This is a genomic window from Micromonospora aridisoli (assembly GCF_056150025.1).
In genome coordinates, this window is record NZ_JAXCFK010000011.1 from 184,879 (window position 1) to 211,030 (window position 26,152).

Sequence of the window (26,152 nt, forward strand, 5' to 3'; positions counted from 1 at the left end):
GGGGTTGCACGATGCGCGGACCATGCTGACCGCATCCCCGCGCCGGGTCAACCGATTAAGAGCGACCGCTCTGAGCGACCGGGACCTCAGGCGCCCATGATCTCGGCGATGGCGGCGATCACCGTGTCGACCGTCGCCGTGGGCGCGAACCGGGCGTCGGTCCAGGGACGCCCCCGGTGCAACCAGACGCTGGGCAGGCCGACGGCGGTGGCGCCGCCGATGTCCGCCTCCGGTCCGTCGCCGATCACCCAGGCGCCGCGCAGCGGCATCCTGGCCCGCTGCGCGGCGAGTGCGAAGATCCGGGGATTGGGCTTGCTGACCCCGGCCTCCTCGGAGATCACCCAGTCCGCGATGTACCGGTCCAACCCGGTACGGCGGATCTTGGCATCCTGCTGGCGGACCGCGCCGTTGGTGACCACGACCGGCGTCCAGCCGGCGTCGTCGGCGATCCGCAGGGCACACGCCACCAGCGGGTCCAGCCGGGTGAATTCGACGACGCCGTCGTGCAGTTCCTCGACCAGATCGATGGAGGGAATCCGCAACCGGTAGCGGTCCCGGATGGCGTCCGCGATGTCCCAGCGATCAGTCAATCCGTCGGCATCGATGGAAAGCAGCCATTCGATGTCGTGCGGCGGCGCTCCGATGCCGTCGAGGAAGCGCTCTGCCCAGGTGCGGAACGGCCCGGCCCGGTCGAGCAGGGTGTTGTCCAGGTCCAGCAGGAGCAGCGGCACTCGGGCACCCTACGGGAATCGGGTACCTCGCCGACAGGGCAGAAGGTTACGCGGCGGTGTCGGGCAGGGACCACGGCGCGGCGCGGTTCACCCGGAGGCAACAAGCCGTACGTACGGTTTGCGTCACCCGGAGGGAGCTGACACGATCGTCACGTGCCCAGAGTAAGCCAGGATCAGCTCGACGCCCGCAGACAGGAGATTCTCGCCGCGGCGCGGGCCTGCTTCGCGCGACACGGCTACGAGGGCGCGACCGTACGCCGTCTGGAGGAGGCGACCGGACTCTCCCGCGGAGCGATCTTCCACCACTTCCGGGACAAGGACTCCCTCTTCCTCGCCGTCGCCGAGGACGACGCGGCGGCGATGGTGGAGACGGTCGCCCGCAACGGACTGGTCCAGGTGATGCGGGATCTGCTGGCCCGGGCGGTCTCCCCCGACACCACCGGCTGGTTGGGCAGCCAACTGGAGGTGTCGCGGCGGCTGCGTACCGACCCGGCCTTCGCCGCCCGCTGGACGCAGCGGTCGGCCGCCATCGCCGAGGCGACCCGGGACCGGCTGGCCCGCCAACGCGACGCCGGCGTGCTCCGCGAGGACGTTCCCATCGACGTACTCGCCCGTTTCCTGGAGCTCGCCTACGACGGACTGGTGCTGCACCTGGCCATGGGCCGACCCGCGGGCGATCTGGGCGCGGTGCTCGATCTGGTCGAGGAGGCGGTACGCCGGCGCTGACCGCGCCAGGTAACAGGAAGGTAACTGGACCCTCCGGACCACCGGAGGCTGGCATCGCCGCTCCACAATGAAGCCGCGTTCCCTCGCGCGACAGGAGCAGGCCATGACGGGTTTCGCGATCGATTTCGACACCTGGGGAGTTCCCGGTCCCACCTTCATCACGCTCTACCTGCTGGCCACGGTGGTAGCCGTCGCCGTCGTGCTGATCCGCCGTCGAGCGCTGGTGGAGGGCCGCGACGCGCCCCCCGCCAGCCAGCTCGGCCCGCAGCAGGTCGCCTACCTCAACGGTGGCGAGGAATTCGCCGTCTGGACCTCGCTCGGCGCGCTGCGCAGCCAGGGTGTGATCGGTGTCGACCAGGGCCGCCGGCTCACCGCCGACGGACCGCTGCCGTCCGGCGTCACCCAGCTCGACCGGGCGATCCACTACGCCGCGACCCAGCGCACCCCGGCCCGGGACGTGCGCCGTACCGAGTGGGTCGAGCGCGCCCTCGTCGAACTGCGCGACGGACTCGACCAGCGTGGCCTCGCGATCGGCCCGGACCGGCGGGCGGCCCTGCGGCACGGTCCGCTGCTGCTGGTCGCGCTGCTGGTGCTCGGTGTCGCCCGGATCGTCGCCGGGCTCGCCAACGGCCGTCCGGTCGGGTATCTGGTGTTCACGGTGCTCACGCTCGCCGTGCTGACCACGGTGCTGCTCGTCCGGGTGCCCCGCCGCACCAAGACGGCCGACGCGGCCCTGAAGGTACTGCGCCAGCGCAACCGACACCTCGCGCCCGCGTCGAACCCGGCGTACGCCACCTACGGCGCCGCGGGAGCGGCGATGGCGGTGGCCCTCTACGGCACCGCCTCGCTCTGGGCGATCGACCCGACCTTCGCCCAGCAGGCCGAGATCCAGCGCCAGGCCGCGGCCGGCGCCACCGGTTACACCGGAGGTTGCGGTGGCGGCAGCACCGCGGGAAGCAGTGGCGGCTGCGGTGGCGGCAGCAGTTGCGGTGGCGGCGGTGGCTGCGGCGGTGGCGGGTGCGGCGGATGAACCCGCCGCACGGCGTGGGCGTCGGTTGGCGCCCGGAGATCTCCGGCTTCGTCGCCGAGCTGCCCGGCCTGCGCTTCGTCGAGGTGATCGCCGAAACCGTACCGACCGCCGGGCCACCACCGGACGACCTGGTGGAGCTGCGGAAGCGCGGCGTCACCGTGGTACCGCACGGGGTCCGGCTCTCCCTCGGCGGCGCGGAACCGGTCGATCCGGCCCGGGTGGCCCACCTGACGGCGGTCGCCCAACTGCTGGCCGCGCCGCTGGTCAGCGAGCACATCGCCTTCGTCCGGGCCGGCGGCCTGGAGGCGGGCCACCTGCTGCCGCTGCCGCGCACCCGCGAGGCGGTCGACGCCGTCTGCGCCAACATCGCCCGGACGCAGGCGGAGCTGCCGGTACCGATCGCGCTGGAGCCGATCGCCGCCCTGTTCGACTGGCCGGACGACGAGCTTGACGAGGCGGCGTTCCTCAGCGAGATCCTGGAACGCACCGGAGCGCTGCTGTTGCTCGACGTCGCCAACGTGTACGCCAACGCCCGCAACCGGGGTACCGACCCGCTCGCGCTGCTGGACCGGCTGCCGCTGGAGCGGGTGGCGTACCTGCACGTCGCTGGCGGTGCCGAGCGGGGCGGCTTCTACCACGACACGCACACCGATCCGATCGGGCAGGAGGTGCTGGCGCTGCTCGCCGAGCTGTGTGCCCGGCACCGGCCACCGGCGGCACTGCTGGAGCGCGACGGGCACTATCCACCGGCCGCTGAACTCCGTACCGAGCTGGACGCCGTCGCCGCCGCCTGCGGCTTCCCGGTGGTGACATGAGACCGGCCGGGGCGGGGCCCGACGGCCGGGCCGATCCACCACCCGCCACGGCGGTCGGATCACTCGCGGCACGGCAGGCGGCGCTGGTCGCCGCCCTGGTAGCCGGTGGCCCGCCACCGCCCGGCTTCGCACCCGGCCCGTTGGCCGCCGCCCGTACCGCGCTGCTACGCAAACGGGCCGGCGAGGTCACCCGGCACTGGCCGCTGCTCGCGGCCGGGCTCGGCCCCGACTGGCCGGCGACGTTCCTCGAGTGGGCCGCCGGTCGACCCACCGGCGGCGGGCTACGCGACGGCTGGGACCTGGCCCGCGCGCTGCACGCCCGCGACGCCCTGCCGGCGCTGGGCGCCGAGGAACTGGCCGCGAGGGAGGCGCAGTTCCGCTACGACGGGCACCGACCACCGCGCCGCCGCCGGTCCCCCGCCGTCGGCCGGGCCGGCGGCGCCGTCGCCCTACAGCTCGCCGGTCGGGTACGACTGCTGCGCGCGGCCCGCCCCTGAACCGCCGATCCGGCCCGACACCGGGGCTGTTTCCCACCGGGCGGGCTGGGGCAGGATCGTCGGCATGGATCTCGGACTGACCGATCGGGTGTACGTGCTCACCGGTGCCTCCCGTGGGCTTGGCTACGCCACCGCGCAGTGTCTGGTGGCCGACGGCGCCCGGGTGGTGCTCTCCGCCCGGCACTCCGACGCGGTGGAGGCCGCCGTGACGGGCCTCGGCGGGCCCGACCGGGCGGTCGGTCTCACCGCCGACGTGGCGGACCCGGCGACCCCCGAACGGCTGCTGACGGCGGCGCGGGACCACTTCGGCCGCGTCGACGGCGCTCTGGTCTCGGTCGGCGGGCCACCCGCCGGCAGCGCCGCGTCGGTCGACGACGAGCAGTGGCGACAGTCCTTCGAGACCGTCTTCCTCGGCAGCGTCCGCATGGTACGGGCGGCCGCCGCCGCGCTGCCCGACGGTGGCGCGATCGCGCTGGTGCTCTCCACCTCGGCCCGCGGGCCGGTACCCGGGCTGGGCATCTCCAACGGGCTGCGGCCGGGTCTGGCCGGCGTCGCCAAGGACATCGCCGACGAGTACGGCCCGCGTGGCGTGCGGGTGGTGGGGCTGTTGCCGGGACGGATCCTGACCGACCGGAACCGGGAACTCTTCGCCGCCACCGGCGACCCCGAGCGGGCCCGGGCCGAGGCGGAGGCCGGTATCCCCCTGCGCCGCGTCGGTGACCCCGTCGAGTTCGGTCGGGTCGCCGCGTTCGTGCTCTCCCCCGCGGCCAGCTACCTCACCGGCGTCACCGTCCCGGTCGACGGCGGCGCGCTCCGCGGCCTGTGACCGGCCGCCCGTACCCGCGCCCCAGCCGGGAGGAACTGGCCGCGGCGGCTGACCGGACCATCCCGGACGTGATCGCCGCCGGGCTGGACGTGCTCTTCGTCGGGATCAACCCGGGGCTGTGGTCGGCGGCGACCGGGTGGCACTTCGCGCGCCCCGGGAACCGGTTCTGGCCGGCGCTGCACCGGGGTGGCTTCACCCCACGCCTGATGCACCCCAGCGAGCAGGACGAACTGCCGGCACTCGGACTCGGCATCACCAACGTGGTGGCCCGGGCCAGCGCCCGGGCCGACGAGCTGACCACCGCCGAGCTGGTCAACGGGGCGCGGCAGCTGACCGACAAGGTCGACCGGTACCGGCCTCGCTGGGTCGCGGTGGTCGGGGTGACCGCGTACCGGATCGGTTTCGCCCGGCCGAAGGCGCGCTTCGGGCCGCAACCGGAGCCGCTGGCCGGCAGCCGGCTCTGGGTGCTGCCCAATCCCAGCGGCCTGAACGCCCACTACACCCCGCAGACCCTCGGTGCCGCCTTCGCCGAACTTCGCCAGGCGACCGGCCGGGAGTGACCGCCGTTCGCCCGGGCCGAGCGGCGGTCACTCCCGGCCGCGCTCGATCATCCTGGCGCGGGCGCCTGGGGGGATGCGTCGGACGCCAGGTCAGGCAGGCGCACGTTCCGTCGTCGCCGGTGCCTCCCAATCGATCGTGTAGCGCTGCTCCGAGGCCAGGTTCTTCTCCGGGTTCATCGCGACCCTCATCAGCATCCGCATCATCACCGGCAGGACCACCCGGCCGATCCGGCCGGGTGCCTTGGCGTGGTTGATCCGGGCCGCGCGGGCAGCGATCCGCTCCACCCGGACCCGGCGCAGCCGCTCGTACGCGGTGAAGGCCGACGGCACGTCGGGCAGGTCGCGCAGGCAGCGGGCGAGTTGCACGGCGCTCTCGATGGCCAGCGACGCCCCCTGCCCGGAACTGTTGGAGGGCGCGTGCACCGAATCGCCGACCAGCACCATCCGGCCCCGGTGCCAGTGCGGCACCGACGGCATGATGTGCAGCGATCCGGAGACCTGCAACTCGTCCGGATTGCTGGTGGCGATCAGCGCGGCGCCGGGATCGTCATCGCGGTACGCGGACCGCAGCCGGCGCAGCCATTCGTCGGACGGCACCGCCCGCGCCTCGACCAGGCTCATCGGCCGGTCCTGCGGCAGGTTGACGCCCCACCGGGTGCCGCCGTCGGGGTCGGACCAGTAAAGGTAGTAGCCACGCCGACCGAACGCGAAAGTCATGGTTCCCGGCTCGAGGTCCACGGTGTGCTCCGCCACCGATTCGAAGCCAAGCACGCCGGTGTATCGCGGCCCGGGTGCGTGCGGGTCGATCAAATTACGCACCGTGGAGTGCACCCCGTCGGCACCGATCAGAATGTCACCGGCGACGGTGCTGCCGTCGGCGAACTCGGCGGTGACGCCGGTGGTTGTCTGCCGCACATCGGTCAGCCGCTTGCCATGTTCGATCAGGACGCCTTCGGCGGTTGCCCGCTGGTGCAGCGCCCGGTGGAGGGCGTTGCGGTGAACCACGCGCAGCGGCGGGGCGTCGGACAGGACGGGCAGGTCGATGCGGTTGGCGCCGATCACCAGTGAGGTGCGGTGGATCGGCGTGGCAGTGGCGGTGACCGCCTGGTCCGCGCCGACCGTCCGCAGCGCCGCGACGCCGTTGGGTGCCAGCGCCAGCGTGCCGCCGATGCCGTCGGCGGCGCTCGGGTACGCCTCGTACACGGTCGCCGCGATGCCCGCCCGGTGCAGCGCGAGCGCGGCGACCGGGCCGGCGATGCCGCCGCCGATGATGATTGCTGTCCGTACGTCGGTCATTCTGTCCCTCCGGTGGATCGGTCCTGTGCATGGCGAACCGTCCTGGGCGGGAACCCGGCTATCCTCGTTGGTTGCGTGCCTCGTGCCGAGTGCCTGACCAGGGTGCGGTTCGGGGTAGGGCCCCGGCGTGGTGTTGGCGCACCTCGCCGGGGCTCGTGTCGTCATTCCGATGGGTCGCTTGGCCTGCTGGTCCTTTCCGCGAGTGCGGCCAACTCGGCCGGGACCTCGCCGGTCTCGTGGAACGCCCGCCACTGGTCCAGGCCGCTGAAGGTGCCCGAGTCGAAGTCGGCGAGGACGGTGCGGATCCAGGCCGCCTCGGCCTCCCGCAGCGCCAGGTTGTACTCCGACTCGATCAGGAACAGTCGGGGCACTTCGGTGGAGAGCTCGGTAAGTCCGGCACGGGCGGCGGTGATGGTCTCGACCACCTGACTCAGCCGTTGCCGCAGCAGATCGGCGGCCTCGTCCGGGTGCACGGCGGCAAGGACCGACAGGCCGGCCCGGAACCGCGGGTACTCGGCCATCGGGGTGGCGAGCAGCTCGCGGGCCCAGTCGACCAGCTCGGCCCGGCCGGCGTCGGTGATGCGGTAGACCGTGCGCTCGGGACGCCGGCCGGCGCGCACGCTCTCCACGGCCGCGATGAAACCGTGTTTGTCGAGGTTCCCGACGACCGTGTAGAGCGATCCCCACTTGATCGGCATGTCCTGGTCCTTGCCCCGGCCGCGCAGCGCCGTGGCGATCTCGTAGGGGTGCAGCGGCCGGTGCACCAGGACGGAGAGCACGGCCAGCGCCATCAGATTGTTGACCTTGCGCCGCTTGGCCATCGCCACCACTCCTCGCCCCCGATTACTCGCCTGCGAGTATACATCTGCGAGTAGCCGCCGCCATCCTCGTGCTGGCAGCAGCCGGACCGAGATCTACCGCTGTGATCAACCCGAAGGGCACCCGTCCGAACGCCGGGTGCCCTTCGGGTTTCTACCGGCCACGGCTACGGGTTGCCCGCGCGGCGGCCCGCCTGGACGACAGGGCCGGTCAGTTGGCGGCGGCGGGGGGCATGGCCTCGTCGGCGATGTACTCCCGCGCCGGGATGACCACCGGCTCCGGGCCGGTGGCGTCGACGTACGGGGTGGGCGAGTCGGCCACCGCGAACTGGGTGCGGTACAGCTCGGCGTAGAGACCGCCGACGGCGACCAGCTCGTCGTGGCGGCCCCGTTCGACGATGCGGCCGTCGTCGAGGACGAGAATCTGGTCGGCGTCGCGCACGGTGGAGAGCCGGTGCGCGATCACCAGGGCGGTACGCCCGGTCAGCGCCACCGACAGCGCCCGTTGCACCGCCGCCTCGCTCTCCGAATCGAGGTGGGCGGTGGCCTCGTCGAGGATGACGATGGACGGCGCCTTGAGCAGCAGGCGGGCGATGGCGATGCGCTGTTTCTCGCCGCCGGAGAAGCGGTAGCCGCGCTCGCCGACGGTGGTGTCCAGCCCGTCGGGCAGAGCACGCACCAGGTCGGCGACCTGCGCACCGGCCAGGGCGGCCCACAGCTCGTCGTCGGTGGCGTCCGGCTTGGCGTAGCGCAGATTCTCCGCAATGGTCTCGTGGAACAGGTGTGAGTCCTGGGTGACCACGCCGATCTCGTCGCGCAGCGAGTCGAGCCGGGCGTCGCGGACGTCGACGCCACCGACCAGCACCTGCCCGTCGGTGACGTCGTAGATGCGGGACACCAGCATGGACAGCGTCGACTTGCCGGCACCGGAGGGACCGACCAGGGCCACCATCTGCCCGGGCTCGACCTTGAACGACACGCCCTTGAGCACCGGTTCGTTGACCGTACGGTCCAGCGCGGCGACCTCCTCCAGCGACGCGAGGGAGATCTCCGCGGCGCTCGGGTAGCGGAAGCGGACGTCGCGGAACTCGACGGTGCCCGCTCCGGCGGGAATCCGCACCGCGTCGGGCCGTTCCTTGATGCCCGGCTCCAGGTCGAGCACCTCGAAGACCCGGTCGAACGAGACCAGCGCGCTCATCACGTCGACGCGGACGTTGCTCAGCGCGGTGAGCGGGCCGTAGAGGCGGGTGAGCAGCAACGCGAGGGTCACCACGGTGCCGGCGCTGACGTCGCCGGTGACCGCGAGCCAGCCGCCGAGGCCGTAGGTCAGGGCCTGGGCCAGCGAGGCGACCAGCAGCATGGCCACGAAGAACGTCCGCGAGTACATCGCGGAGGTGATGCCGATGTCGCGGACCCGTTCGGCGCGGGCGGCGAAGCGGGCGGCCTCGGCGTCGGGCCGACCGAAGAGCTTCACCAGCAACGCGCCGGCGACGCCGAACCGCTCGGTCATGGTGGCGTTCATCTTGGCGTCGAGGTTGTACGACTCGCGGGTGATCTCGGCCAGCCGTCGGCCCACCCGCCGCGCCGGGATGATGAACACCGGCAGCAGCACCAGCGAGAGCGCCGTGATCTGCCAGGACAGAGTGAGCATCACCGCGGCGGTGAGGACCAGCTGGATCACGTTGCTGACCACGCCGGACAACGTCGAGGTGAAGGCCCGCTGGGCGCCCATCACGTCGTTGTTGAGCCGGCTGACCAGCGCACCGGTCTGGGTACGGGTGAAGAACTGCAGCGGCATCCGCTGCACGTGGTCGTAGACCCGGGTGCGCAGGTCGAGGATGATGCCCTCACCGATGCGTGCCGAATACCACCGCTGGGCGAGCGAGAGGACGGCCTCGGCGAGCGCGAGCGCGGCGATGAACATGGCCAGCCGGATCACCAGCGCCCCGGCGTCGGGGCCGCCACGGGTGATCGTGTCGATCACGTCACCGGCGAGCAGCGGGGTCGCCACCCCGATCACCGCGGCGACGATCACGGTGATCAGGAAGACGACGATGTCACGTCGGTAGGGGCGGGCGAACGCCACGATCCGGCGGGCGACACCACGCTTGAGTCGGTGCGCGGAGATGTCGTCCTGGTTGCGCATCGAGCGGAGCATGCTCCAACCGCCCATGCCGCCAGCGGCCATCGGGTTGGACACGCTCACCTCCGGGTCATCGGGCGCCGTACGCCGCGGGGTCAATTCTCCCGATGACTACGACAACCTCGCGAGTAACCCGGATCTTCCCGAACGGTCCTTACCTATTCGCTCTGTCCGGCGAGATCGCGCAGCCGACGCGTCTGCGCCTCCCGCTCGGCTCGCTGCTGCTCGGCGTGGGTACGGCCGACGGCTCCGGCGAGCAACGCCTTGATCTCGACGACCGCGTCCCGGTTGTGGGCGAGCAGCCCAGCAGTCAGGTCACGCACCGCGTCGTCCAACTCGGGAACCGGGACCACCAGGGTGGCCAGGCCGATCCGGTCCGCCTCGGCGGCGTCCATCCGCCGTCCGGTGGCGCAGATCTCCAGCGCGCGGGCGTAACCGACCAGCTCGACCAGGCGCTTGGTGCCGGCCAGATCCGGGACCAGACCCAGGGTGACCTCGGCCATGGAGAACTTCGCGTCCTCGGCCAGCACCCGCAGGTCGCAGGCGAGGGCAAGCTGGAAACCCGCACCGATGGCGTGCCCCTGCACGGCGGCGATCGAGATGATGTCGGGCCGGTGCAGCCAGGTGAAGCCGCCCTGGTACTCGGCGATCCGGTCGGCGCACTCCTGCTCCGGCAGGGTGGTCAGCTCGGCGAAGGAGCCGGGCCCGGAGGTACCGGCCACCGACAGGTCCAAGCCGGCGGAGAAGGCTCGCCCCGCTCCGCGTACCACGACCACCCGCACGTCTCCGGGAAGGTCGCGGGAGAAATCGCTCATCGCGCGCCACATCGCCGGGGTCTGCGCGTTGAGCACGTCGGGCCGGCACAGGGTGACCGTGGCGACCGGCCCGTCGCATTCCAGCCGGACCCCGGTCGCCTCGGCGGTCACCGGGCGGCCCGGGTCGCGGTGGTGGTGGCGCTGCTGCTGAACGACGCTGACGGGCGGGTCACGCCTTCTTGCGACGCCGCGCGCCGCCGCGCTGCCTCAGCTGCACCCCGGACTCGGTGAGCACGCGGTGGATGAACCCGTACGATCGTCCGGTCGAGGCCGCGAGCGCCCGGATGCTCTCGCCCCCGGTGTACCGCTTGACGAGGTCCTTCGCGAGCGTCTGACGCTCGGCTCCGACGATCCGGCGACCCTTCTCAGTGCTGGTGGCTGTGCCAGTGGCTGCCATGCTGTGTCCTCACGTCCCAGACTGTGCGGTTCGGATACGGTCCCACCTATTAGACCGTCTCGAACGATCATGCGCCAGATATCAACTATTCGCCAACCGACACGCTATGCAATGTCAGCTTCCCGATAGGTGACGCCGCCGGTGGCTCAGGCCAGCTCGACCAGTTCCAGCAGGTCGTCGCTCCAGGCGTCCTCGTCACCGTCGGGGAGCAGGATCGCCCGGTCCGGCTTGAGCGCGAGGACCGCGCCCGGGTCGTGCGTGACCAGCACGATCGCGCCCGGGTAGCGGGCGATGGCGTCGAGGACCTGCTCCCGGCTGACCGGGTCCAGGTTGTTGGTCGGCTCGTCGAGCAGCAGGACGTTGGCACCGGAGCAGACCAGCGTGGCCAGGGCCAGCCGGGTCTTCTCCCCACCCGAGAGGACCCCGGCCGGCTTGTCGACGTCCTCGCCGGAGAAGAGGAAGGCGCCCAGGATCTTCCGCAGTTCGGTGTCGGTCTGCTCGACGGCAGCGGCCCGCATGTTCTCCAGCACGGTCCGTTCCACGTCCAACGTCTCGTGCTCCTGAGCGTAGTAGCCCAGTCGCAGTCCGTGACCCGGACGCACCTCGCCGGTGTCCGGTTCCAACAGGCCGCCGAGCATCCGCAGCAGCGTGGTCTTGCCGGCACCGTTGAGCCCGAGGATGGCGACCCGGGAACCTCGGTCCACCGCCACGTTCACGTCGGTGAAGATCTCCAACGAGCCGTACGACTTGGACAGGCCGGTCGCGGTGAGCGGAGTCTTGCCGCACGGCGCCGGGGCGGGGAAGCGCACCTTGGCCACCTTGTCGGCGACGCGTACCTCCTCCAGCCCGGACATCAGCCGCTCGGCCCGGCGGGCCATGTTCTGCGCGGCGACCGTCTTGGTGGCCTTGGCCCGCATCTTGTCGGCCTGCGCCATCAGCGCGCCGGCCTTCTTCTCGGCGTTGGCCCGCTCCCGACGGCGGCGACGCTCGTCGGTCTCCCGCGCCTCCAGATACGCCTTCCAGCCGAGGTTGTAGACGTCGACCACGCTGCGGGTGGCGTCCAGGAACCAGACCTTGTTGACCACCGACTCCAGCAGATCGCCGTCGTGGGAGATGACCACCAGACCGCCCTTGTGGTTGGCCAGGAAACCCCGCAACCAGGTGATCGAGTCGGCGTCGAGGTGGTTGGTGGGCTCGTCCAGCAGCAGGATCCCGCCGCCGTTCTCGCCCGCGTCACGGAACAGGATCCGGGCCAGCTCGATCCGGCGACGCTGACCGCCGGAGAGGGTGCCGATGGTCTGCGCCAGGGCTCGGTCGGGCAGTCCCAGGTTGGCGCAGATGCGGGCCGCCTCGGCCTCCGCCGCGTACCCGCCGAGCGCGGCGAACTGGTCCTCCAGCGCGCCGTAGCGGCGGACCAGGCGCTCGTCGTCGTCCTCGGCGAGCCGCGCCTCCAACTCCTTCATGCCGGCCATCAGCGCGTCCAGGCCGCGGGCGGAGAGCACCCGGTCGCGGCCGGTGACGTCCAGATCGCCGGTACGCGGATCCTGCGGCAGGTAGCCGACGGCGCTGCGCCGTTCGACCTGCCCCGCGTACGGCTGGCCCTCCCCGGCGAGGACCTTCAGGGTGGTGGTCTTGCCGGCACCGTTGCGGCCGACCAGTCCGATCCGGTCACCGGGCTGCACCCGCAGCGTGGTGTCGGACAGCAGGATCCGGGCGCCCGCGCGCAGTTCCAGGCCGCTGGCAGTGATCATTTCCAGGTACTCGCTCTCGGGATCCGAAGGGCTGACTCAGGGCACACGAAAGCGCCGGCGGATCCTTTTCGACCCGTCGGCGCGGGGCGTTCAGCCTTCGCAGCGCAGCACGGCGTCAAGTGTACCGGGCCCCGGCGGTCGCCCCACGCGGATTACCGACCAAGATCGTCGGGTACCGGGATCGCCGACCGGACCGGTTCCGGCCCACGAGCCACAGACTGATCGGGGTCACCATGGAGCTGAACGAGAACGCACGGATAGACACCAGCCAGGTGGAGGACCGGCGAGGCAGCGGTGGAGGCGGCGGGATGGGCATCCCCATCCCGATCGGCGGCGGGCGCGGCGGCATCGTCGGCATCGTCATCGCCGTGCTGGTGGCCCTCGTCGGCGGCGGCTTCGGCCTGAACGCCATGACCGGCGGCGAGGAGCAGGGCGACAACGCCGCGCTGGAGCAGCGGTGCAGCAGCCAGGACGCCCTGGACCAGCTCGACTGCCGCAACACCCTCTACGTCAACTCGATCCAGGCCTACTGGCGCACCGCCCTGCCGCAGTCCCTCGGCGAGCAGTACCGCCCCACCCGGACCGTCTTCTTCCGCCAGGCCGTCAACACCGCCTGCGGCCAGGCCGACTCCGGCGTCGGGCCGTTCTACTGCCCGGCCGACTCGCTGGTCTACATCGACCTCTCCTTCTACGAGGTGCTCGCCGAGCAGTTGGGCGCCGAGGGCGAGTTCGCCCAGCCGTACGTGCTGGCCCACGAGTACGGCCACCACGTGCAGAACCTGCTCGGTACCAACGAGCAGGTCCGCCGCCAGCAGCAACGCGACCCGAACAACGCCAACGACCTGTCGGTACGCATGGAGTTGCAGGCCGACTGCTACGCGGGAGCCTGGGCGAAGAACGCCACCGGCACGGCGGACGAGAGCGGCCAGAAGATCTTCACCAGCATCACCGAGCGGGACATCGCCGAGGCCATCGACGCCGCCGAGAAGATCGGTGACGACGCCATCTCCAAGCGCGCCGGCCGGCCGGTGAACCCGGACGAGTTCACCCACGGCTCCTCCGAGCAGCGCAAGCAGTGGTTCAACCGAGGCTACGAGTCCGGCGACCCGGCCACCTGCGACACGTTCAGCGGCGCGGTCTGACGTTTTGGCACACGGCGGGCCCGGTCACCGCGACCGGGCCCGCGCCACCGGCGCCTCCTCGGCAGAACGAGCGAAATTGTCCGCCGCCGCCGTCAGGATGGGCCATGACCGACCAGACCGACGGACCTGACAGGAGGCGAGCCGACATGGCCCGCGATGTCCAGATCACCTTCGACTGCGCCGACCCGGGCGGGTTGGCCACGTTCTGGGCCGAAACCCTCGGCTACCGGATCCAGGACCCACCCGAGGGCTTCGAGTCGTGGGAACAGGCGCTGGACGCGATGGGCGTGCCGGTGGAGCAGCGCAACGACGCCTCGGCGCTGGTCGACCCGGAGGGACAGCGGCCACGGCTGTTCTTCCAGCGGGTACCCGAGGGCAAGCAGGCCAAGAACCGGGTGCACCTCGACGTGCGCGTCGCGCCGGGGCTCGACGGCGACGCACGCATGGCCGCGCTGGAGGCGGAGGCCGAGCGCCTCGTCTCGCACGGCGCCACCCGGCTCAGGCGGCACGACCCGGCTCCCCCGATGGGCACCGGTCACATCGTGATGGCTGACCCCGAGGGCAACGAGTTCTGCCTCGACTGAGCGGTCCCGCTAGCGGCCGACGTCCGCCTGCGGCTCCCGAACCAGGATGCGAAGCGACCGGGCCGCGCTGAGAGCGGCGAGGAGCACGGCGTACCGGGGTTCCGGGACGTCGAGAAGCCGGTCGGCGCGCAACGCGGCCAGCGGGGCGAGTCGGCGGTCGGCCAGCACGGTGTCCACGGCCCGCCGGTCGCCGCCGGCAACCAACGCGTCGAGCCGGTCGGCCTCCGGCAGCAGCAGGCGTACGGCCAGATCCGCCGCGTCGGCCAGCGCGGCCCTGGTCTGGTTGTCCCGGCGGCGGGCGAACCGCTGCTGGGACCAACCACCGGCGGCGGTGCGCCCCTGCACGTAGCGGGTGTCCACCTTGTGCACGCTCAGCCGCTGCCCCTCGCCGATCCCGATCGCCACCGCTCCCTTGCGGGCCAGCAACAGCCCGATCCGGCGCGACGCGACGGCCGCCGCCACGAAAGCGTCCAGCTCGGGGGTGGCCGGCGCACCCGGTGGGGTGTGCAGTTCGGCGGTGGCACCGTCCGGGGCGGACAGCAGCAGCCCGTACTCCTGGAGACTGGTGGTGGGCGGGCCGTGCCGGTCGGCGAAGCCGGCGACCCAGCGGGCGACGCGGTCCGGATCGACCTGCACCCACCGGCCGCCCCCTGCGGCGGGTCGGCTGCTCATCGTCCGACCGTACGGCACGGGCGGCACCGGTCAGCCACCGAGGAGCATGCCGACGGCCAGCACGGTGATGATGGCGCTGGACAGCAGGGCGGTGACCAGGCGACCACGGTCGCCGGTGAGCGCCTGCCCGATCAGCGAGCCGCCCCCGGCGATCACCAGCTGCCAACTGGCCGAGGCGACGAACACTCCGAGCGTGAAGATCAGCGCGACGCCGGTACCGGCGCCACCGAGGTGTGTCCGGCCGAGCACCAGCGCCGTGAAGTAGACGACCGTGGCCGGGTTGAGCAGGGTCAACGCGAGGATCCCGGCGAACGCCCGGGCCGGCGTCTCCAACCCACGCCGCTGCTGCGGGGAGCGCCGTGACCCGCGCGGACGCAGGGCCCGCCATGCCCCGTGGGCGGCGAGGGCGAGCAGCACCGCCGCACCGGCCAGCCGCAGCGGTCCGGCGATCGGCGTGAGCCAGCCGACGACCATCGCGCCACCGAGCGCCGCGACACCGGCGTAGATCCCGTCGGCGGTGGCCACCCCCAGCGCACCGGCCGCGCCGACCCGGAACGAGGTACGCGCGGTGAGCCCGAGGATGAGCACGGCGATCGCGCCGACCGGGACGGCCACGCCGTAGCCGGCGACCAGACCGGCGAGAAACGCGCCGGTCACGACAGGAGCCGGGGTGAGTCGTCGCCCGGCACGGCCCGCTGTCGGCGCGCGGCGGTGGCCACGGCGACAGGACACGGCTTCAGCGGGTACGCCTCACTCACCGCGCCATCCTGCGACGACCCGCCGCAGGCGCGCCACGGATTATCCGACCAGAGCGTCACGCCTCTCGATCCCGTCGGACAAGCCGGGTACGACGTCGGGCGCGGCACCCGGTGGATGCCGCGCCCGACGCGACGGTGCGAGGTACCGGCCCGGTGGGCCGTCAGACGTTGAAGCCGAGGGAGCGGAGCTGGTCGCGCCCCTCGTCAGTGATCTTGTCCGGTCCCCACGGGGGGAGCCAGACCCAGTTGATCCGGATGTCGTTGACCAGACCGCCGCCGGGGCCGGTGGTCAGCGCCTGCCGGGCCTGGTCCTCGATCACGTCGGTCAGCGGGCAGGCCGCCGAGGTCAACGTCATGTCCAGGGTGGCCACGTTCTCGTCGTCGACGTGCACGCCGTACACCAGGCCGAGATCAACCACGTTGATGCCCAGCTCCGGGTCCACGACGTCCTTCATCGCCTCCTCGACGTCGGCGACGGCGGCCTTGCCGCCGGCCGCCGGGGTCACCGCGCCGTCGGTCGCCACGGCGCCCGACTCGGGCGTGCTGCTGGTTTCCTCGGTCATGCCTTCACCTCCGTCGGGCTCGCGCCCACACCGGCGCGTGCCGCGGCGTCCTTGAACGCCATCCACGGCAACAGCGCGCACTTGACCCGGGCGGGGTAGCGGGCCACGCCCTCGAACGCCACCCCGTCGCCGAGCACATCCTCGTCCGGCGTGACCTGACCACGGCCGGACAGCAACGCCAGGAACGCCTCGTGCACCTCGAACGCCTCCACCGCGACCCGGCCGGTCAGCAGCTCGTGCAGCACGCTCGCGGATGCCTGGCTGATCGAGCAGCCCATGCCGTCGTACGACACGTCGTGCAGCGTCTCGCCGTCGGTGGCCACCCGGACGGTGACCTCGTCACCGCAGGTCGGGTTGACGTGGTGCGCCTCGCCGACCTGGTGGGCCGGGTCGGCGGAGTCGCGCAGCCCACGCCCGTGCGGGTGCTTGTAGTGGTCCAGGATGATCTCCTGGTAGAGCTGGTCTAGCTGCATCAGCCGAACACCTTCCGCACCTGCTCCAGGCCCGCCACCAGCGCGTCGATCTCCTCGGTGGTGGTGTAGAGGTAGAACGAGGCCCGGGTGGTGGCCGGCACCCCGAACCGGGTGCAGACCGGGCGGGCGCAGTGGTGGCCCACCCGCACCTGCACGCCGAGGGAGTCGAGCACCTGCCCCACGTCGTGCGGGTGCACGTCGCCGAGGGCGAAGGAGATGGTGCCGCCCCGGCCGACCGGCACCTCCGGGCCGAAGATCCGCAGACCGGGCACGGTGGCCAGGGCGTCCAGGGCGTACGCGGTCAGCTGCTTCTCGTGCCACTGGATCGCCCGCATGCCGATCCCGGTGAGGTAGTCCACGGCCGCACCGAGCGCGACCGCCTCCGCGATCGGCGGGGTGCCGGCCTCGAAGCGGGCCGGCGGCGCGGCGTACGTCGAGCCGCCCATCGTCACCGTCTCGATCATCGAGCCGCCGCCGAAGACCGGCGGCATCGCCGCCAGCAGCTCGGCCCGGCCCCAGAGCACCCCGATGCCGGTCGGGCCGCACATCTTGTGCCCGGTGAAGACGATGAAGTCCGCGTCCAGGTCGACCACGTCGATCGGCATGTGCGGCACCGACTGCGAGCAGTCCAGCAGCAGCAGCGCACCCACCTCCCGGACCCGGGCGGTGATCCGCGAGGTGGCGTTGACGGTGCCGAGGATGTTGGACATGTGCACCAGCGAGACGATCTTCGTCCGCTCGTTGACCAGGTCCGTCAGGCCCGACTCGTCCAGCCGACCGTTGCCGGTGACCGGGAACCAGCGCAGCGTCGCGCCGGTGCGCTCGGCCAGCAACTGCCACGGGACGATGTTCGAGTGGTGCTCCATCTCGGAGATGACGATCTCGTCGCCCGGACCCAGCCGGAAGCGCGGATCGGCATCGGCGCGCAGCGCGGCGTTGGAGAACGCGTACGCCACGATGTTGATCGCCTCGGTGGAGTTCTTCGTGAAGACCACCTCGTCGACGCTCGGCGCGTTGACGAACGCGGCGATCTTCGCCCGGGCCCCCTCGTACGCCTCGGTCGCCTCGGTACCCAACGTGTGCACCGAGCGGGACACGTTGGCGTTGTGCCGGGCGTAGTGCTCGGCCAGCACGTCGAGCACCTGGCGTGGCTTGTGCGAGGTGTTGGCGCTGTCCAGATAGACCAGCGGATGCCCGTTGATCTCCCGAGCGAGGATCGGGAAGTCGGCGCGTACCGCCGCCACGTCGTAGCGGGGCACGTCGTCGTACTGCGGCATCCCCGACGGGATCGCGATGGTGGTCATCGTGGTGACCCGGCCCTTCCTTCGCAGATCAGGCCCGCGCCGAACCGGTCCCGGCGGCGTACCGCTCGTAGCCCTCTTCCTCGAGCTTGTCAGCCAGCTCCGGGCCGCCCTGCTCGACGATCCGGCCGGCGACGAAGACGTGCACGAAGTCGGGCTTGATGTAGCGCAGGATCCGGGTGTAGTGGGTGATCAGCAGCAGACCGGTGTCACCGGTGTCCCGCACCCGGTTCACGCCCTCGCTGACCACGCGCAGCGCGTCCACGTCGAGACCGGAGTCGGTCTCGTCGAGGATGGCCATCTTCGGCTTGAGCAGTTCCAGCTGCACGATCTCGTGGCGCTTCTTCTCACCGCCGGAAAAGCCCTCGTTGACATTGCGCTGGGCGAAGGCCGGGTCCATGTGCAGGCGCTCCATGGCGCCACGCAGCTCACCGCCCCAGGTGCGCAGCTTCGGCGCCTCGCCGTCGATCGCGGTCTTGGCGGTACGCAGGAAGTTCGCCACCGAGACGCCGGGCACCTCGACCGGGTACTGCATGGCGAGGAAGAGACCGGCGCGGGCCCGCTCGTCGACGGACATCTCCAGGACGTCCTCGCCGTCCAGGGTCACCGAACCGCCGGTGATCTCGTACTTGGGGTGGCCGGCGACCGAGTACGCCAGGGTCGACTTGCCGGAGCCGTTCGGGCCCATGATCGCGTGGGTCTCCCCCGACTTCACGGTCAGGTCGACACCGTGCAGGATCGGCTTGAGCTCACCCTCGGGCAGCTTCACCGACACCTGCAGGTCGCGGATCTCCAGGGTGCTCATTATCGGGTCACTCCATTGCTCGGCGTCAGACTGACGTAGATGTCACCGTCGCGGACTTCGACGGGATAGACGGGTACGGGTTCGGTGGCGGGCAGCCCCGTGGGCTCGCCGGTGCGCAGGTCGAAACGGGAGCCGTGCAGCCAGCACTCCAGCGTGCAGCCGTCGACCTCCCCCTCCGAGAGCGCCACGGCCGCGTGCGAGCACTCGTCGTACACCGCGTAGAACTGGTCGTCCTCACCGTGTACGAGCGCGATCTGGGTGCCGTCGACATCGGCGCTGATCGCGGTGCCCTTCGGCACGTCCTCGATGGCGCAGATGCGGATCATCAGGCGCCCGCCTTGGTCAGCCGGGCCTCGATCGCCTCGCCGAGCCGCTCGCGCAGCTCCTCGACCGGGATCTTGTTCAGCAGCTCGGCGAAGAAGCCGCGGACCACCAGCCGGCGCGCCTCGGCCTCCGGGATGCCCCGGGCCATCAGGTAGAACAGCTGCTCGTCGTCGAAGCGACCGGTGGCGCTCGCGTGACCGGCGCCGGCGATCTCGCCGGTCTCGATCTCCAGGTTCGGCACGGAGTCGGCCCGGGCACCGTCGGTGAGCAGCAGGTTCCGGTTGATCTCGTACGTGTCGGTGCCGGTCGCCTCGGCCCGGATCAACACGTCGCCGACCCAGACGGTCCGGGCGCTCTCCCCCTGCAACGCCCCCCGGTAACCCACGTAGCTGCGGCAGTCCGGCACGGTGTGGTCGACCAGCTGGCGGTGCTCCTGGTGCTGGCCGGAGTCGGCGAAGTAGACGCCGTACAGCTCGGCCTCGCCGCCACGGTCGGTGTACTCGACGGTGGTGTGCTGGCGGACCAGGTCGCCACCGAGGGTGACCTGGACGTGCAGCACCCGGGCGTCGCGGCCCAGCCGGACCTTCAGGTGCTGCGCCTGCACCGCGTCGTCGGCCCAGTCGGCCACCGTGACCAGGGTCAGCTTCGCCCCGTCGCCCACCGACACCTCGACGTTGTCGGCCAGCGTGGTCGAACCGACCTGCTCCAGCACCAGGATCGCCTCGGCGAACCGACCCACCTCGACGACGGTGTGCCCGAAGGCCAGGCCCTCCGCGCCCCCGCCGACCGCCCGCAGGAGGGTCGGCCCACTGATCACGGCGTCCTGCGCCACCCGCACCAGCAGCGCCTGCCCGGCACCGCCGTACGCCAGCGCGCTGACCCGGTCGAACGGGGTGAGCACGCTGCCGACCCGCGGGTCGTCGTGGCCGACCCGCTCCACGCTGACGCCCTCGGGCAGATCGGCGTACTCGTGCCGGACCGTGCCGGTGGCGGTCGGGTCATCGCCGACCAGCCCGCGCAGCCGCTTCAGCGGGGTGAAGCGCCACTCCTCCTCCAGGCCGGTCAGGGCCGGGAAGTCGGCGACATCGTACGAACGCAGCGCCTGTGACTTGGTGCTGGGCGGCGCGGAAGCCTGGGTAGTCATCTCGTCCTTGGTCTGTTCTACGACGGCGGTGTCATTAACTGGAGGGTCGGTCGGGGCTCGCGCGCCCCGGCCCGACGGGTCGGCGTTCGCCGGTGACGCCGCTCGGCGTCAGCCGACCGCGCCCTCCATCTGCAGCTCGATCAGGCGGTTGAGCTCCAGGGCGTACTCCATGGGCAGTTCCTTGGCGATCGGCTCGATGAAGCCGCGCACGATCATCGCCATCGCCTCGTCCTCGCTCAGGCCCCGGCTCATCAGGTAGAAGAGCTGGTCCTCGCTGACCTTCGAGACGGTCGCCTCGTGCCCCATCGACACGTCGTCCTCGCGGATGTCGACGTAGGGGTAGGTGTCGGAGCGGGAGATGGTGTCGACCAGCAGGGCGTCGCACTTGACCGTGCTGGCGCTGCTGTGCGAACCCTCCAGCACCTGCACCAGGCCCCGGTACGAGGTCCGGCCGCCGCCCCGGGCGATCGACTTCGACACGATGGTGCTGCTGGTGTGCGGCGCGGCGTGCACCATCTTGGCGCCGGCGTCCTGGTGCTGGCCCTCGCCGGCCATGGCCACCGAGAGCACCTCGCCCTTGGCGTGCTCGCCGGTCATGTAGACCGCCGGGTACTTCATGGTGACCTTGGAGCCGATGTTGCCGTCGATCCACTCCATGGTCGCGCCCTCGTGGCACACGGCGCGCTTGGTGACCAGGTTGTAGACGTTGTTCGACCAGTTCTGGATGGTCGTGTAGCGGCACCGTGCGTTCTTCTTGACGATGATCTCCACCACGGCGCTGTGCAGCGAGTCCGAGGAGTAGATGGGCGCGGTGCAGCCCTCGACGTAGTGCACGTACGCACCCTCGTCGACGATGATCAGCGTCCGCTCGAACTGGCCCATGTTCTCGGTGTTGATCCGGAAGTACGCCTGCAGCGGGATCTCCACGTGCACGCCCTCCGGCACGTAGATGAACGAGCCACCGGACCACACGGAGGTGTTCAACGCGGCGAACTTGTTGTCGCCGACCGGGATCACCGTGCCGAAGTACTCCTTGAACAGATCCTCGTGCTCCTTGAGGGCGGTGTCGGTGTCGAGGAAGACGACACCCTGCTCCTCCAGGTCCTCACGGATCTTGTGGTAGACCACCTCGGACTCGTACTGGGCGGCGACACCGGCGACGAGGCGCTGCTTCTCCGCCTCCGGGATGCCCAGCTTGTCGTAGGTGTTCTTGATGTCCTCGGGCAGGTCCTCCCAGCTGGCGGCCTGCTTCTCGGTGGAACGCACGAAGTACTTGATGTTGTCGAAGTCGATCCCGGTGAGGTCGGCGCCCCAGGCCGGCATCGGCTTGCGCTCGAACAGCCGCAGGCCCTTCAGGCGCAGGTCGAGCATCCAGGCCGGCTCGTTCTTCTTGGCCGAGATGTCCCGCACCACCGCCTCGTTGAGGCCGCGCTGAGCCGAGGCCCCGGCGACGTCCGGGTCGGCCCAGCCGTACTCGTAGTTGCCCAGGGCGGCGAGCTGCTCCTCCTGGGTCAGGGGCTGGACGATCTGCTCGGTCATCTATCTGTCCTCACAGTGGTGACGGTCTTACCGGACTGGGCGTGCGGCGACCCCGGGATGTGCGTGGTGCACACCCCGTCGCCGTGCGCGATGGTGGCCAGGCGCTGCACGTGGGTACCGACCAGGCGGGAGATCACCGTGGTCTCGGCCTCGCACAGCTGGGGAAACTCGGCGGCCACGTGCGCCACCGGGCAGTGGTGCTGGCAGAGCTGGCCGCCGGAGGCGATCGTGGAGGCACTGGCAGCGTAACCCTCCGCGGTCAGCGCCATGGCGAGTGCCTCGGCACGGGCCATCGGATCGTCGCCGGCGTCGGCGAGGGCGGCCCGGCAGCGGGTCTCCAGGGCGGCCACCTGCTCGGCGGCGAATCTCTCCACCGCCTGGGAGCCACCGGTGCGGGCAATCCAGCGCAGCGCCGCGGTCGCCATGTTGTCGTAGTGGTGCGTGCCACACCGGCTGCGGGCGGCGTCGGTGAGCAGGAACACCTTGGCCGGCCTGCCGCGTCCGCGATGACCGCGTACGGTCTGCTCACGGGCGATCACATCACCCTCGGCGAGCATCGCGTCCAGGTGCCGGCGGATCGCCGCCGGGCTGAGCCCGAGCGCGTCGCCGAGCTGGGCGGCGGTGGCGGCGCGGCGCTCCAGCAGCAGTAGGGTGACCCGGTCCCGGGTCGACGCCTCACCCACCGGCGTGCCGACCGGGGCCGACGGGGCGGCTGTGACGTGAGCGCCGGGCAGCGACCGGCCGGCGGCCGTACCGGCCGTCGGCTGGTGCCCGGTGAGCCCCGCTGCCTTTTTCACAACGCCCACGTTACGTAATTCAATCAGGGCCCGCAAACGCGCCCCCGGTGATCCGAACCACCGCACGGGCGGAGTCACCCGATCGGCGACAACTACGGTGCGTAGGATTCGCCTCGTGAAGCGACCCGTCCGGTTCCCGGTCTCCACCGCCCTGCTGCGCCGTCTGGCGTTCGCCAACATCGTCGCGAACGCCGCGATCGTCGTCACCGGCGGGGCCGTCCGGTTGACCGCCTCCGGGCTGGGCTGCCCCACCTGGCCCCGGTGCACCGACGAGTCGTACACCGCCACCGCCGAGATGGGCGTGCACGGGGCGATCGAGTTCGGCAACCGCCTGCTGACCTTCGTGCTGGTGCTGATCGCGGGCGCCACCCTGCTCGCCGCGCTCGCCCACCGCCCCCGGCGGCGCGGTGTGGTGCCGCTGGCGCTGGCCGTCGTCCTCGGCATCGTGGCGCAGGCGGTGATCGGTGGCATCACCGTCCGCACCCAGCTGCACCCCTCGATCGTGGGCATTCACTTCGTGGTGTCGATGCTGCTGCTGCTCGTCGCCTACGCCCTGTGGCGTCGGGTGCGCGAACCGGACGGCCCGACGGTGCCCGTGGTGCCTCCGGCGCTGCGAACCCTCACCTGGATCACCGTGGTGGCCAGCGCGGCGGTCATCGTCGTCGGGGTGGCGGTGACGGGCAGCGGCCCGCACGCCGGCGACGCCGACGCGATCCGCAACGGCCTCGACCCGCAGACCATCTCCCAGATCCACGCCGACCTGGTCTTCCTGCTCGTCGGCCTGACCGTGGGGCTGTGGCTGGCGCTGCGCGCGGTCGGTGCCCCGGCCCGCGCCGTACGGGCCGCCCTGACCCTGCTCCTGGTCGAGCTGGGCCAGGGGGTGATCGGCTTCGTGCAGTACTTCACGAACCTGCCGGCACTGCTGGTCGGTGCCCACATGCTCGGCTCCTGCCTGGTCTGGCTCGCCACCCTGTCGGTGCTCTGGTCGATCCGCGAACGCCGCCCGGTCGACCACTCGGCTCCGCCCACCTCCCCTCGTGCCGACCACGAGGTTGTGGCCGCGACCCACTGAACGGGGACTACCAGGGCCGGGCCAGGTGGACGCGGATGGCGTCGGCCAGGCGGCCGGGGGCGCCGTCGGCGTACCCGAGGAACAGCGAGGGCTCGGTCAGCTCCAGTTCCACCAGCACGGGGGTGCCGTCGGGGCCGGGAATCAGGTCCACGCGGGCGTAGAGCAGGCGGTCCGATCCGCCCGGTACCGCCGCGAGGGTCTGCGCCGCGACCGCGAGCTGCGCCGGCTGCGCGGTGCGGGCGGTGATCTCCTCGACCTTGTACAGCCCGTCGACGCCGTCGTCCGGACCGGTCAGCATCGGGCCCTTGCGGATGGCGTGACTGAAGGTCAGCCCGTCCGGGCCGGCGAAAAAGAGCAGCGCGGTCTCACCGTCGGTGTCGACGGCGTCCAGGTACGGCTGGACCATGGCGACCCGACCGGCCCGGCCGAGCCGGCGCACGTGGGCCAGCGCCAGGTCCCGGTGCCCCGGGTCGGTCAGATCGTAGCGGCCGGTGTCCTGGCTGCCGGCGCTCACGGCCGGCTTGATGACGTACTCGCCCCGGTCGGCCGGCGGCTGCCACGGCTCGCCTGGCAGCACCCACCCGGTGGGCACGGTGGGCACGCCGGCCGCCGACAGCTCGTCGAGGTAGCGCTTGTCGGTGTTCCACCGCACCACCTCCGCCGGGTTGACCAGCCGCGGCACGCGTTCGGCCCAGGCGACGAACTCGTCCCGGCGGGACATGTAGTCCCAGGGTGAGCGGAGCACGGCCAGGTCGTAGCCGGCCCAGTCGACGGCCGGATCGTCCCAGACGACGGGTTCGGCGGAGATGCCGCGCGCGGCCAGCGGGGCGAGGACGAGCCGGTCGTCGGCCTCGAGGCCGGCCAGGTCGGTACAGGTGACGAGAGCGACCCGGGGTCTCCCCCGGGTCGGCTGGTGGTGATCGGTCAATTTATCTCAACGGGCCATCGTGCGACGGGCCATCGAACGCCAGAGGTCGTTGCTCGGACGCATCTGGTCCATCAGTTCCCGCTCCCAGGCGTTCTCCACGTCCACCCCGGCCTGCGCGCAGGCCTCCCGGGCGACGACCGTGTCCTCGGCGAACTGGTCGCCCCACGCTCCGTCGGAGCCCACCAGGACGATGCGGGCGCCACGCTTGCCGACGTACTCGATGACCGCCTTCGCCCCGCCGTGTTCGGCGGCGAACGACTTGATGCCCGCGACCAGCCCGTTGGGGGCGTGCCCGGAGGCGGTCTGATCAGCCGTCAGCGTCGTATCGGAACCATCTGCCATAACGCGAAGCCTAAGCAGAGATACACACGGACGTGCGAGAACCGTGAAGCTTTTGTGATACCCATTACCCGCAGGTTTAAGCAGGACCAAAGGCGTTTCGCCCGTATTTATCCGGGCGGAAACCGGCGTATCGGAACACCGGAGCACCAGGAAGCGGGTGATACCGAAGAAGCCGGGATCCATCCGTCCGCGCCCATGGATGTGACGATTTGCCGGACAACAGCCCATCGGCGATCGCCGACACGGACGTCGAAAGAGCTCCGCCCGGTCGCCGGACCGGGCGGTCAGAGGAGGGCGTCGAGGGCCGCGGCGGCGAAGACGATGGTCAGGTACGTCGTCGACCAGTGGAACAACCGCATCGGCTTGACCGGCTCACCCCGGCGGGCCCGCCCGGCGAGCCGGTGCGCCTCGGCCAGGAAGATCACGCCGACCACCAACGTCGGCACGCCGTAGACCGCGCTCAGGCCCAGCGCCCAGACGGCCAGTGAGGTGAGCACCGTCAGCCAGGCGAACAGCACGATCTCGGCGTTGACCCGCCGGACCGAGGCCACCACCGGCAACATCGGGATGCCGGCCCGGGCGTAGTCGTCCTTGTACTTCATCGCCAGCGGGTAGAAGTGCGGCATCTGCCAGAAGAAGACCACGCCGAACAGGGCCCAGGCCACGGGCGACAACGACCCGGTCACCGCCGCCCAGCCGATCAGCACCGGCGCGGCCCCGCAGGCGCCGCCCCAGAAGGTGTTCGCCGTCGTCGTGCGCTTGAGCCACAACGTGTAGACGACGTCGTAGTAGACGATCGCGGCCAGCGTGAGCCCGGCGGCCAACAGGTTGGTGAAGGCCGCCATCAGGGTCACCGACACGACCGCCAGCACCAGACCGAAGATCAACGCGTTACGGGGGGTCACCGTGTGCGCCGGCAACGGCCGCCGCTTCGTCCGCCGCATCAACTGGTCGATGTCCCGGTCGATGTAGCAGTTGAGCACGCTGGCCGCGCCCGCCGCGAGCGAGCCGCCGACCAGCACCACCGCGACCAGCCAGAGCGACGGCATGCCGCCGTGCGCGAGCATCATCGCCGGCACCGTGGTGACCAGCAGCAGCTCCACGATCCGCGGCTTGGTCAGGGTCACGTACGCCGCCACCACCGCCCGAAGGTCGCGAGGGCGGGCTGGGGTCTCCCCGGTCGTACGCACCGGCGTCTGCCCGGCAGGGTTGCTGACGGGGCGCTCGGTGATCATGCTCACGGATTGCCACCTTCCGGCGTCGGCAGGGGAGGTCACGGCGGCGGGACCGGCTCGGGTCCACA

At 71.4% G+C, this 26,152-nt stretch carries 29 protein-coding genes; 9 read left to right on the forward strand and 20 right to left on the reverse strand.

Annotated elements, in window-relative coordinates:
• Positions 1 to 86: 86 nt before the first annotated feature.
• Positions 87 to 731: an HAD family hydrolase gene (locus SM447_RS22885; RefSeq protein WP_474574889.1), complete on the reverse strand. Its 645-nt coding sequence runs from the start codon at positions 729 to 731 to the stop codon at positions 87 to 89.
• Between the two features lie 153 nt (positions 732 to 884).
• On the opposite strand from SM447_RS22885, the gene SM447_RS22890 reads away from it, so the two are divergent.
• The 6 genes from SM447_RS22890 (at position 885) to mug (ending at position 5,185) form a co-directional block, all read left to right on the forward strand.
• The gene (locus SM447_RS22890; protein ID WP_474574890.1) at positions 885 to 1,457 is read left to right on the forward strand and encodes a TetR/AcrR family transcriptional regulator; all 573 of its coding nucleotides are present in this window, start codon (positions 885 to 887) and stop codon (positions 1,455 to 1,457) included.
• 103 nt (positions 1,458 to 1,560) lie between these two features.
• The gene (locus SM447_RS22895; RefSeq protein WP_474574891.1) at positions 1,561 to 2,487 is read left to right on the forward strand and encodes a TIGR04222 domain-containing membrane protein; all 927 of its coding nucleotides are present in this window, start codon (positions 1,561 to 1,563) and stop codon (positions 2,485 to 2,487) included.
• Entirely contained in the window at positions 2,484 to 3,302 is an 819-nt protein-coding gene (locus SM447_RS22900) for an MbnB/TglH/ChrH family RiPP precursor modification enzyme (RefSeq protein WP_474574892.1), read from the forward strand. Before SM447_RS22895 ends, SM447_RS22900 begins: the two co-directional genes overlap by 4 nt.
• Positions 3,299 to 3,799 carry an SCO6045 C-terminal-like domain-containing protein gene (locus SM447_RS22905; RefSeq protein ID WP_474574893.1) on the forward strand — a complete coding sequence of 167 codons (501 nt, stop codon included), beginning with the start codon at positions 3,299 to 3,301 and terminating at the stop codon, positions 3,797 to 3,799. Before SM447_RS22900 ends, SM447_RS22905 begins: the two co-directional genes overlap by 4 nt.
• Before the next feature lie 64 nt (positions 3,800 to 3,863).
• Positions 3,864 to 4,625: an SDR family oxidoreductase gene (locus tag SM447_RS22910; protein WP_474574894.1), complete on the forward strand. Its 762-nt coding sequence runs from the start codon at positions 3,864 to 3,866 to the stop codon at positions 4,623 to 4,625.
• A complete protein-coding gene (gene mug / locus SM447_RS22915) occupies positions 4,622 to 5,185 on the forward strand; it encodes a G/U mismatch-specific DNA glycosylase (protein ID WP_474574895.1) in 564 nt (187 codons plus the stop codon). The genes SM447_RS22910 and mug overlap by 4 nt, the downstream gene beginning before the upstream one ends.
• Positions 5,186 to 5,275: 90 nt before the next feature.
• Here mug and SM447_RS22920 read toward each other — a convergent pair whose 3' ends face one another.
• The 6 genes from SM447_RS22920 to SM447_RS22945 form a co-directional block, all read right to left on the reverse strand.
• Positions 5,276 to 6,481 (reverse strand): FAD-dependent oxidoreductase, encoded by a 1,206-nt coding sequence (locus tag SM447_RS22920; RefSeq protein WP_474574896.1) that lies wholly within the window; start codon positions 6,479 to 6,481, stop codon positions 5,276 to 5,278.
• A 161-nt stretch (positions 6,482 to 6,642) separates the two neighbouring features.
• Positions 6,643 to 7,302, reverse strand: coding sequence for a PadR family transcriptional regulator (locus SM447_RS22925; protein ID WP_474574897.1), 660 nt, complete (start codon positions 7,300 to 7,302; stop codon positions 6,643 to 6,645).
• A 208-nt stretch (positions 7,303 to 7,510) separates the two neighbouring features.
• A complete protein-coding gene (locus SM447_RS22930) occupies positions 7,511 to 9,487 on the reverse strand; it encodes an ABC transporter ATP-binding protein (protein ID WP_474574942.1) in 1,977 nt (658 codons plus the stop codon).
• Between the two features lie 113 nt (positions 9,488 to 9,600).
• Complete coding sequence (locus SM447_RS22935; RefSeq protein WP_474574898.1) at positions 9,601 to 10,368, reverse strand: enoyl-CoA hydratase/isomerase family protein; 768 nt, start codon at positions 10,366 to 10,368, stop codon at positions 9,601 to 9,603.
• A gap of 58 nt (positions 10,369 to 10,426) precedes the next feature.
• Positions 10,427 to 10,654 (reverse strand): helix-turn-helix domain-containing protein, encoded by a 228-nt coding sequence (locus SM447_RS22940; RefSeq protein WP_007072022.1) that lies wholly within the window; start codon positions 10,652 to 10,654, stop codon positions 10,427 to 10,429.
• Between the two features lie 146 nt (positions 10,655 to 10,800).
• Positions 10,801 to 12,405, reverse strand: a complete 1,605-nt coding sequence (locus tag SM447_RS22945; RefSeq protein ID WP_474574899.1) for an ABC-F family ATP-binding cassette domain-containing protein — start codon at positions 12,403 to 12,405, stop codon at positions 10,801 to 10,803.
• Positions 12,406 to 12,638: 233 nt separating this feature from the next.
• Here SM447_RS22945 and ypfJ point away from each other — a divergent pair, with 233 nt between their 5' ends.
• Positions 12,639 to 13,547, forward strand: a complete 909-nt coding sequence (gene ypfJ, locus SM447_RS22950) for a KPN_02809 family neutral zinc metallopeptidase (protein ID WP_474574900.1) — start codon at positions 12,639 to 12,641, stop codon at positions 13,545 to 13,547.
• Between the two features lie 104 nt (positions 13,548 to 13,651).
• On the forward strand, positions 13,652 to 14,131 hold the full coding sequence (locus SM447_RS22955) for a VOC family protein (protein ID WP_474574901.1): 480 nt from the start codon (positions 13,652 to 13,654) through the stop codon (positions 14,129 to 14,131).
• 9 nt (positions 14,132 to 14,140) lie between these two features.
• Here the strand turns inward: SM447_RS22955 and SM447_RS22960 are convergent, their stop codons facing one another.
• The 10 genes from SM447_RS22960 to SM447_RS23005 form a co-directional block, all read right to left on the reverse strand.
• On the reverse strand, positions 14,141 to 14,803 hold the full coding sequence (locus SM447_RS22960; protein ID WP_474574902.1) for an acVLRF1 family peptidyl-tRNA hydrolase: 663 nt from the start codon (positions 14,801 to 14,803) through the stop codon (positions 14,141 to 14,143).
• A gap of 30 nt (positions 14,804 to 14,833) precedes the next feature.
• Entirely contained in the window at positions 14,834 to 15,460 is a 627-nt protein-coding gene (locus tag SM447_RS22965) for a LysE family transporter (protein ID WP_474574903.1), read from the reverse strand.
• Positions 15,461 to 15,722: 262 nt separating this feature from the next.
• Positions 15,723 to 16,124: a metal-sulfur cluster assembly factor gene (locus SM447_RS22970; RefSeq protein WP_474574904.1), complete on the reverse strand. Its 402-nt coding sequence runs from the start codon at positions 16,122 to 16,124 to the stop codon at positions 15,723 to 15,725.
• Positions 16,121 to 16,597, reverse strand: coding sequence for a Fe-S cluster assembly sulfur transfer protein SufU (sufU, locus tag SM447_RS22975; protein WP_474574905.1), 477 nt, complete (start codon positions 16,595 to 16,597; stop codon positions 16,121 to 16,123). The genes SM447_RS22970 and sufU overlap by 4 nt, the downstream gene beginning before the upstream one ends.
• Positions 16,597 to 17,901, reverse strand: a complete 1,305-nt coding sequence (locus tag SM447_RS22980) for a cysteine desulfurase (protein WP_474574906.1) — start codon at positions 17,899 to 17,901, stop codon at positions 16,597 to 16,599. Before SM447_RS22980 ends, sufU begins: the two co-directional genes overlap by 1 nt.
• Before the next feature lie 28 nt (positions 17,902 to 17,929).
• Complete coding sequence (sufC, locus tag SM447_RS22985) at positions 17,930 to 18,703, reverse strand: Fe-S cluster assembly ATPase SufC (RefSeq protein WP_474574907.1); 774 nt, start codon at positions 18,701 to 18,703, stop codon at positions 17,930 to 17,932.
• Positions 18,703 to 19,029: a non-heme iron oxygenase ferredoxin subunit gene (locus SM447_RS22990; RefSeq protein WP_474574908.1), complete on the reverse strand. Its 327-nt coding sequence runs from the start codon at positions 19,027 to 19,029 to the stop codon at positions 18,703 to 18,705. Before SM447_RS22990 ends, sufC begins: the two co-directional genes overlap by 1 nt.
• The gene (gene sufD, locus SM447_RS22995; RefSeq protein ID WP_474574909.1) at positions 19,029 to 20,171 is read right to left on the reverse strand and encodes a Fe-S cluster assembly protein SufD; all 1,143 of its coding nucleotides are present in this window, start codon (positions 20,169 to 20,171) and stop codon (positions 19,029 to 19,031) included. The genes SM447_RS22990 and sufD overlap by 1 nt, the downstream gene beginning before the upstream one ends.
• Before the next feature lie 108 nt (positions 20,172 to 20,279).
• The gene (gene sufB / locus SM447_RS23000; RefSeq protein WP_474574910.1) at positions 20,280 to 21,710 is read right to left on the reverse strand and encodes a Fe-S cluster assembly protein SufB; all 1,431 of its coding nucleotides are present in this window, start codon (positions 21,708 to 21,710) and stop codon (positions 20,280 to 20,282) included.
• Positions 21,707 to 22,507 (reverse strand): helix-turn-helix transcriptional regulator, encoded by an 801-nt coding sequence (locus tag SM447_RS23005; RefSeq protein WP_474574911.1) that lies wholly within the window; start codon positions 22,505 to 22,507, stop codon positions 21,707 to 21,709. Before SM447_RS23005 ends, sufB begins: the two co-directional genes overlap by 4 nt.
• A gap of 97 nt (positions 22,508 to 22,604) precedes the next feature.
• Between SM447_RS23005 and SM447_RS23010 the strand changes: the two genes are divergently transcribed.
• Complete coding sequence (locus SM447_RS23010) at positions 22,605 to 23,579, forward strand: COX15/CtaA family protein (RefSeq protein ID WP_474574912.1); 975 nt, start codon at positions 22,605 to 22,607, stop codon at positions 23,577 to 23,579.
• 7 nt (positions 23,580 to 23,586) lie between these two features.
• Here the strand turns inward: SM447_RS23010 and SM447_RS23015 are convergent, their stop codons facing one another.
• The 3 genes from SM447_RS23015 to SM447_RS23025 all read right to left on the reverse strand — a co-directional run bounded on the left by SM447_RS23015 (position 23,587) and on the right by SM447_RS23025 (position 26,090).
• The gene (locus SM447_RS23015; RefSeq protein ID WP_474574913.1) at positions 23,587 to 24,507 is read right to left on the reverse strand and encodes an ATP-grasp domain-containing protein; all 921 of its coding nucleotides are present in this window, start codon (positions 24,505 to 24,507) and stop codon (positions 23,587 to 23,589) included.
• 6 nt (positions 24,508 to 24,513) lie between these two features.
• Positions 24,514 to 24,849, reverse strand: coding sequence for a hypothetical protein (locus tag SM447_RS23020; protein ID WP_474574914.1), 336 nt, complete (start codon positions 24,847 to 24,849; stop codon positions 24,514 to 24,516).
• 284 nt (positions 24,850 to 25,133) lie between these two features.
• On the reverse strand, positions 25,134 to 26,090 hold the full coding sequence (locus tag SM447_RS23025) for a heme o synthase (protein WP_474574915.1): 957 nt from the start codon (positions 26,088 to 26,090) through the stop codon (positions 25,134 to 25,136).
• Between the last annotated feature and the right edge of the window lie 62 nt (positions 26,091 to 26,152).

What these genes read in the sequence shown, in the direction of transcription:
- SM447_RS22990 (WP_474574908.1), bottom strand. Translation starts at nt 19,029, where the DNA reads ATGATCCGCATCTGCGCCATCGAGGACGTGCCGAAGGGCACCGCGATC.
- SM447_RS22980 (WP_474574906.1), bottom strand. Translation starts at nt 17,901, where the DNA reads ATGACCACCATCGCGATCCCGTCGGGGATGCCGCAGTACGACGACGTG.
- SM447_RS23020 (WP_474574914.1), bottom strand. Translation starts at nt 24,849, where the DNA reads ATGGCAGATGGTTCCGATACGACGCTGACGGCTGATCAGACCGCCTCC.
- ypfJ (WP_474574900.1), top strand. Translation starts at nt 12,639, where the DNA reads ATGGAGCTGAACGAGAACGCACGGATAGACACCAGCCAGGTGGAGGAC.
- sufD (WP_474574909.1), bottom strand. Translation starts at nt 20,171, where the DNA reads ATGACTACCCAGGCTTCCGCGCCGCCCAGCACCAAGTCACAGGCGCTG.
- SM447_RS22945 (WP_474574899.1), bottom strand. Translation starts at nt 12,405, where the DNA reads ATGATCACTGCCAGCGGCCTGGAACTGCGCGCGGGCGCCCGGATCCTG.
- SM447_RS22900 (WP_474574892.1), top strand. Translation starts at nt 2,484, where the DNA reads ATGAACCCGCCGCACGGCGTGGGCGTCGGTTGGCGCCCGGAGATCTCC.
- SM447_RS22925 (WP_474574897.1), bottom strand. Translation starts at nt 7,302, where the DNA reads ATGGCCAAGCGGCGCAAGGTCAACAATCTGATGGCGCTGGCCGTGCTC.
- SM447_RS22920 (WP_474574896.1), bottom strand. Translation starts at nt 6,481, where the DNA reads ATGACCGACGTACGGACAGCAATCATCATCGGCGGCGGCATCGCCGGC.
- sufU (WP_474574905.1), bottom strand. Translation starts at nt 16,597, where the DNA reads ATGCAGCTAGACCAGCTCTACCAGGAGATCATCCTGGACCACTACAAG.
- SM447_RS22895 (WP_474574891.1), top strand. Translation starts at nt 1,561, where the DNA reads ATGACGGGTTTCGCGATCGATTTCGACACCTGGGGAGTTCCCGGTCCC.
- SM447_RS22930 (WP_474574942.1), bottom strand. Translation starts at nt 9,487, where the DNA reads ATGGCCGCTGGCGGCATGGGCGGTTGGAGCATGCTCCGCTCGATGCGC.
- SM447_RS22960 (WP_474574902.1), bottom strand. Translation starts at nt 14,803, where the DNA reads ATGAGCAGCCGACCCGCCGCAGGGGGCGGCCGGTGGGTGCAGGTCGAT.
- SM447_RS22955 (WP_474574901.1), top strand. Translation starts at nt 13,652, where the DNA reads ATGACCGACCAGACCGACGGACCTGACAGGAGGCGAGCCGACATGGCC.
- SM447_RS22910 (WP_474574894.1), top strand. Translation starts at nt 3,864, where the DNA reads ATGGATCTCGGACTGACCGATCGGGTGTACGTGCTCACCGGTGCCTCC.
- SM447_RS22905 (WP_474574893.1), top strand. Translation starts at nt 3,299, where the DNA reads ATGAGACCGGCCGGGGCGGGGCCCGACGGCCGGGCCGATCCACCACCC.
- SM447_RS22970 (WP_474574904.1), bottom strand. Translation starts at nt 16,124, where the DNA reads ATGACCGAGGAAACCAGCAGCACGCCCGAGTCGGGCGCCGTGGCGACC.
- sufB (WP_474574910.1), bottom strand. Translation starts at nt 21,710, where the DNA reads ATGACCGAGCAGATCGTCCAGCCCCTGACCCAGGAGGAGCAGCTCGCC.
- sufC (WP_474574907.1), bottom strand. Translation starts at nt 18,703, where the DNA reads ATGAGCACCCTGGAGATCCGCGACCTGCAGGTGTCGGTGAAGCTGCCC.
- SM447_RS22940 (WP_007072022.1), bottom strand. Translation starts at nt 10,654, where the DNA reads ATGGCAGCCACTGGCACAGCCACCAGCACTGAGAAGGGTCGCCGGATC.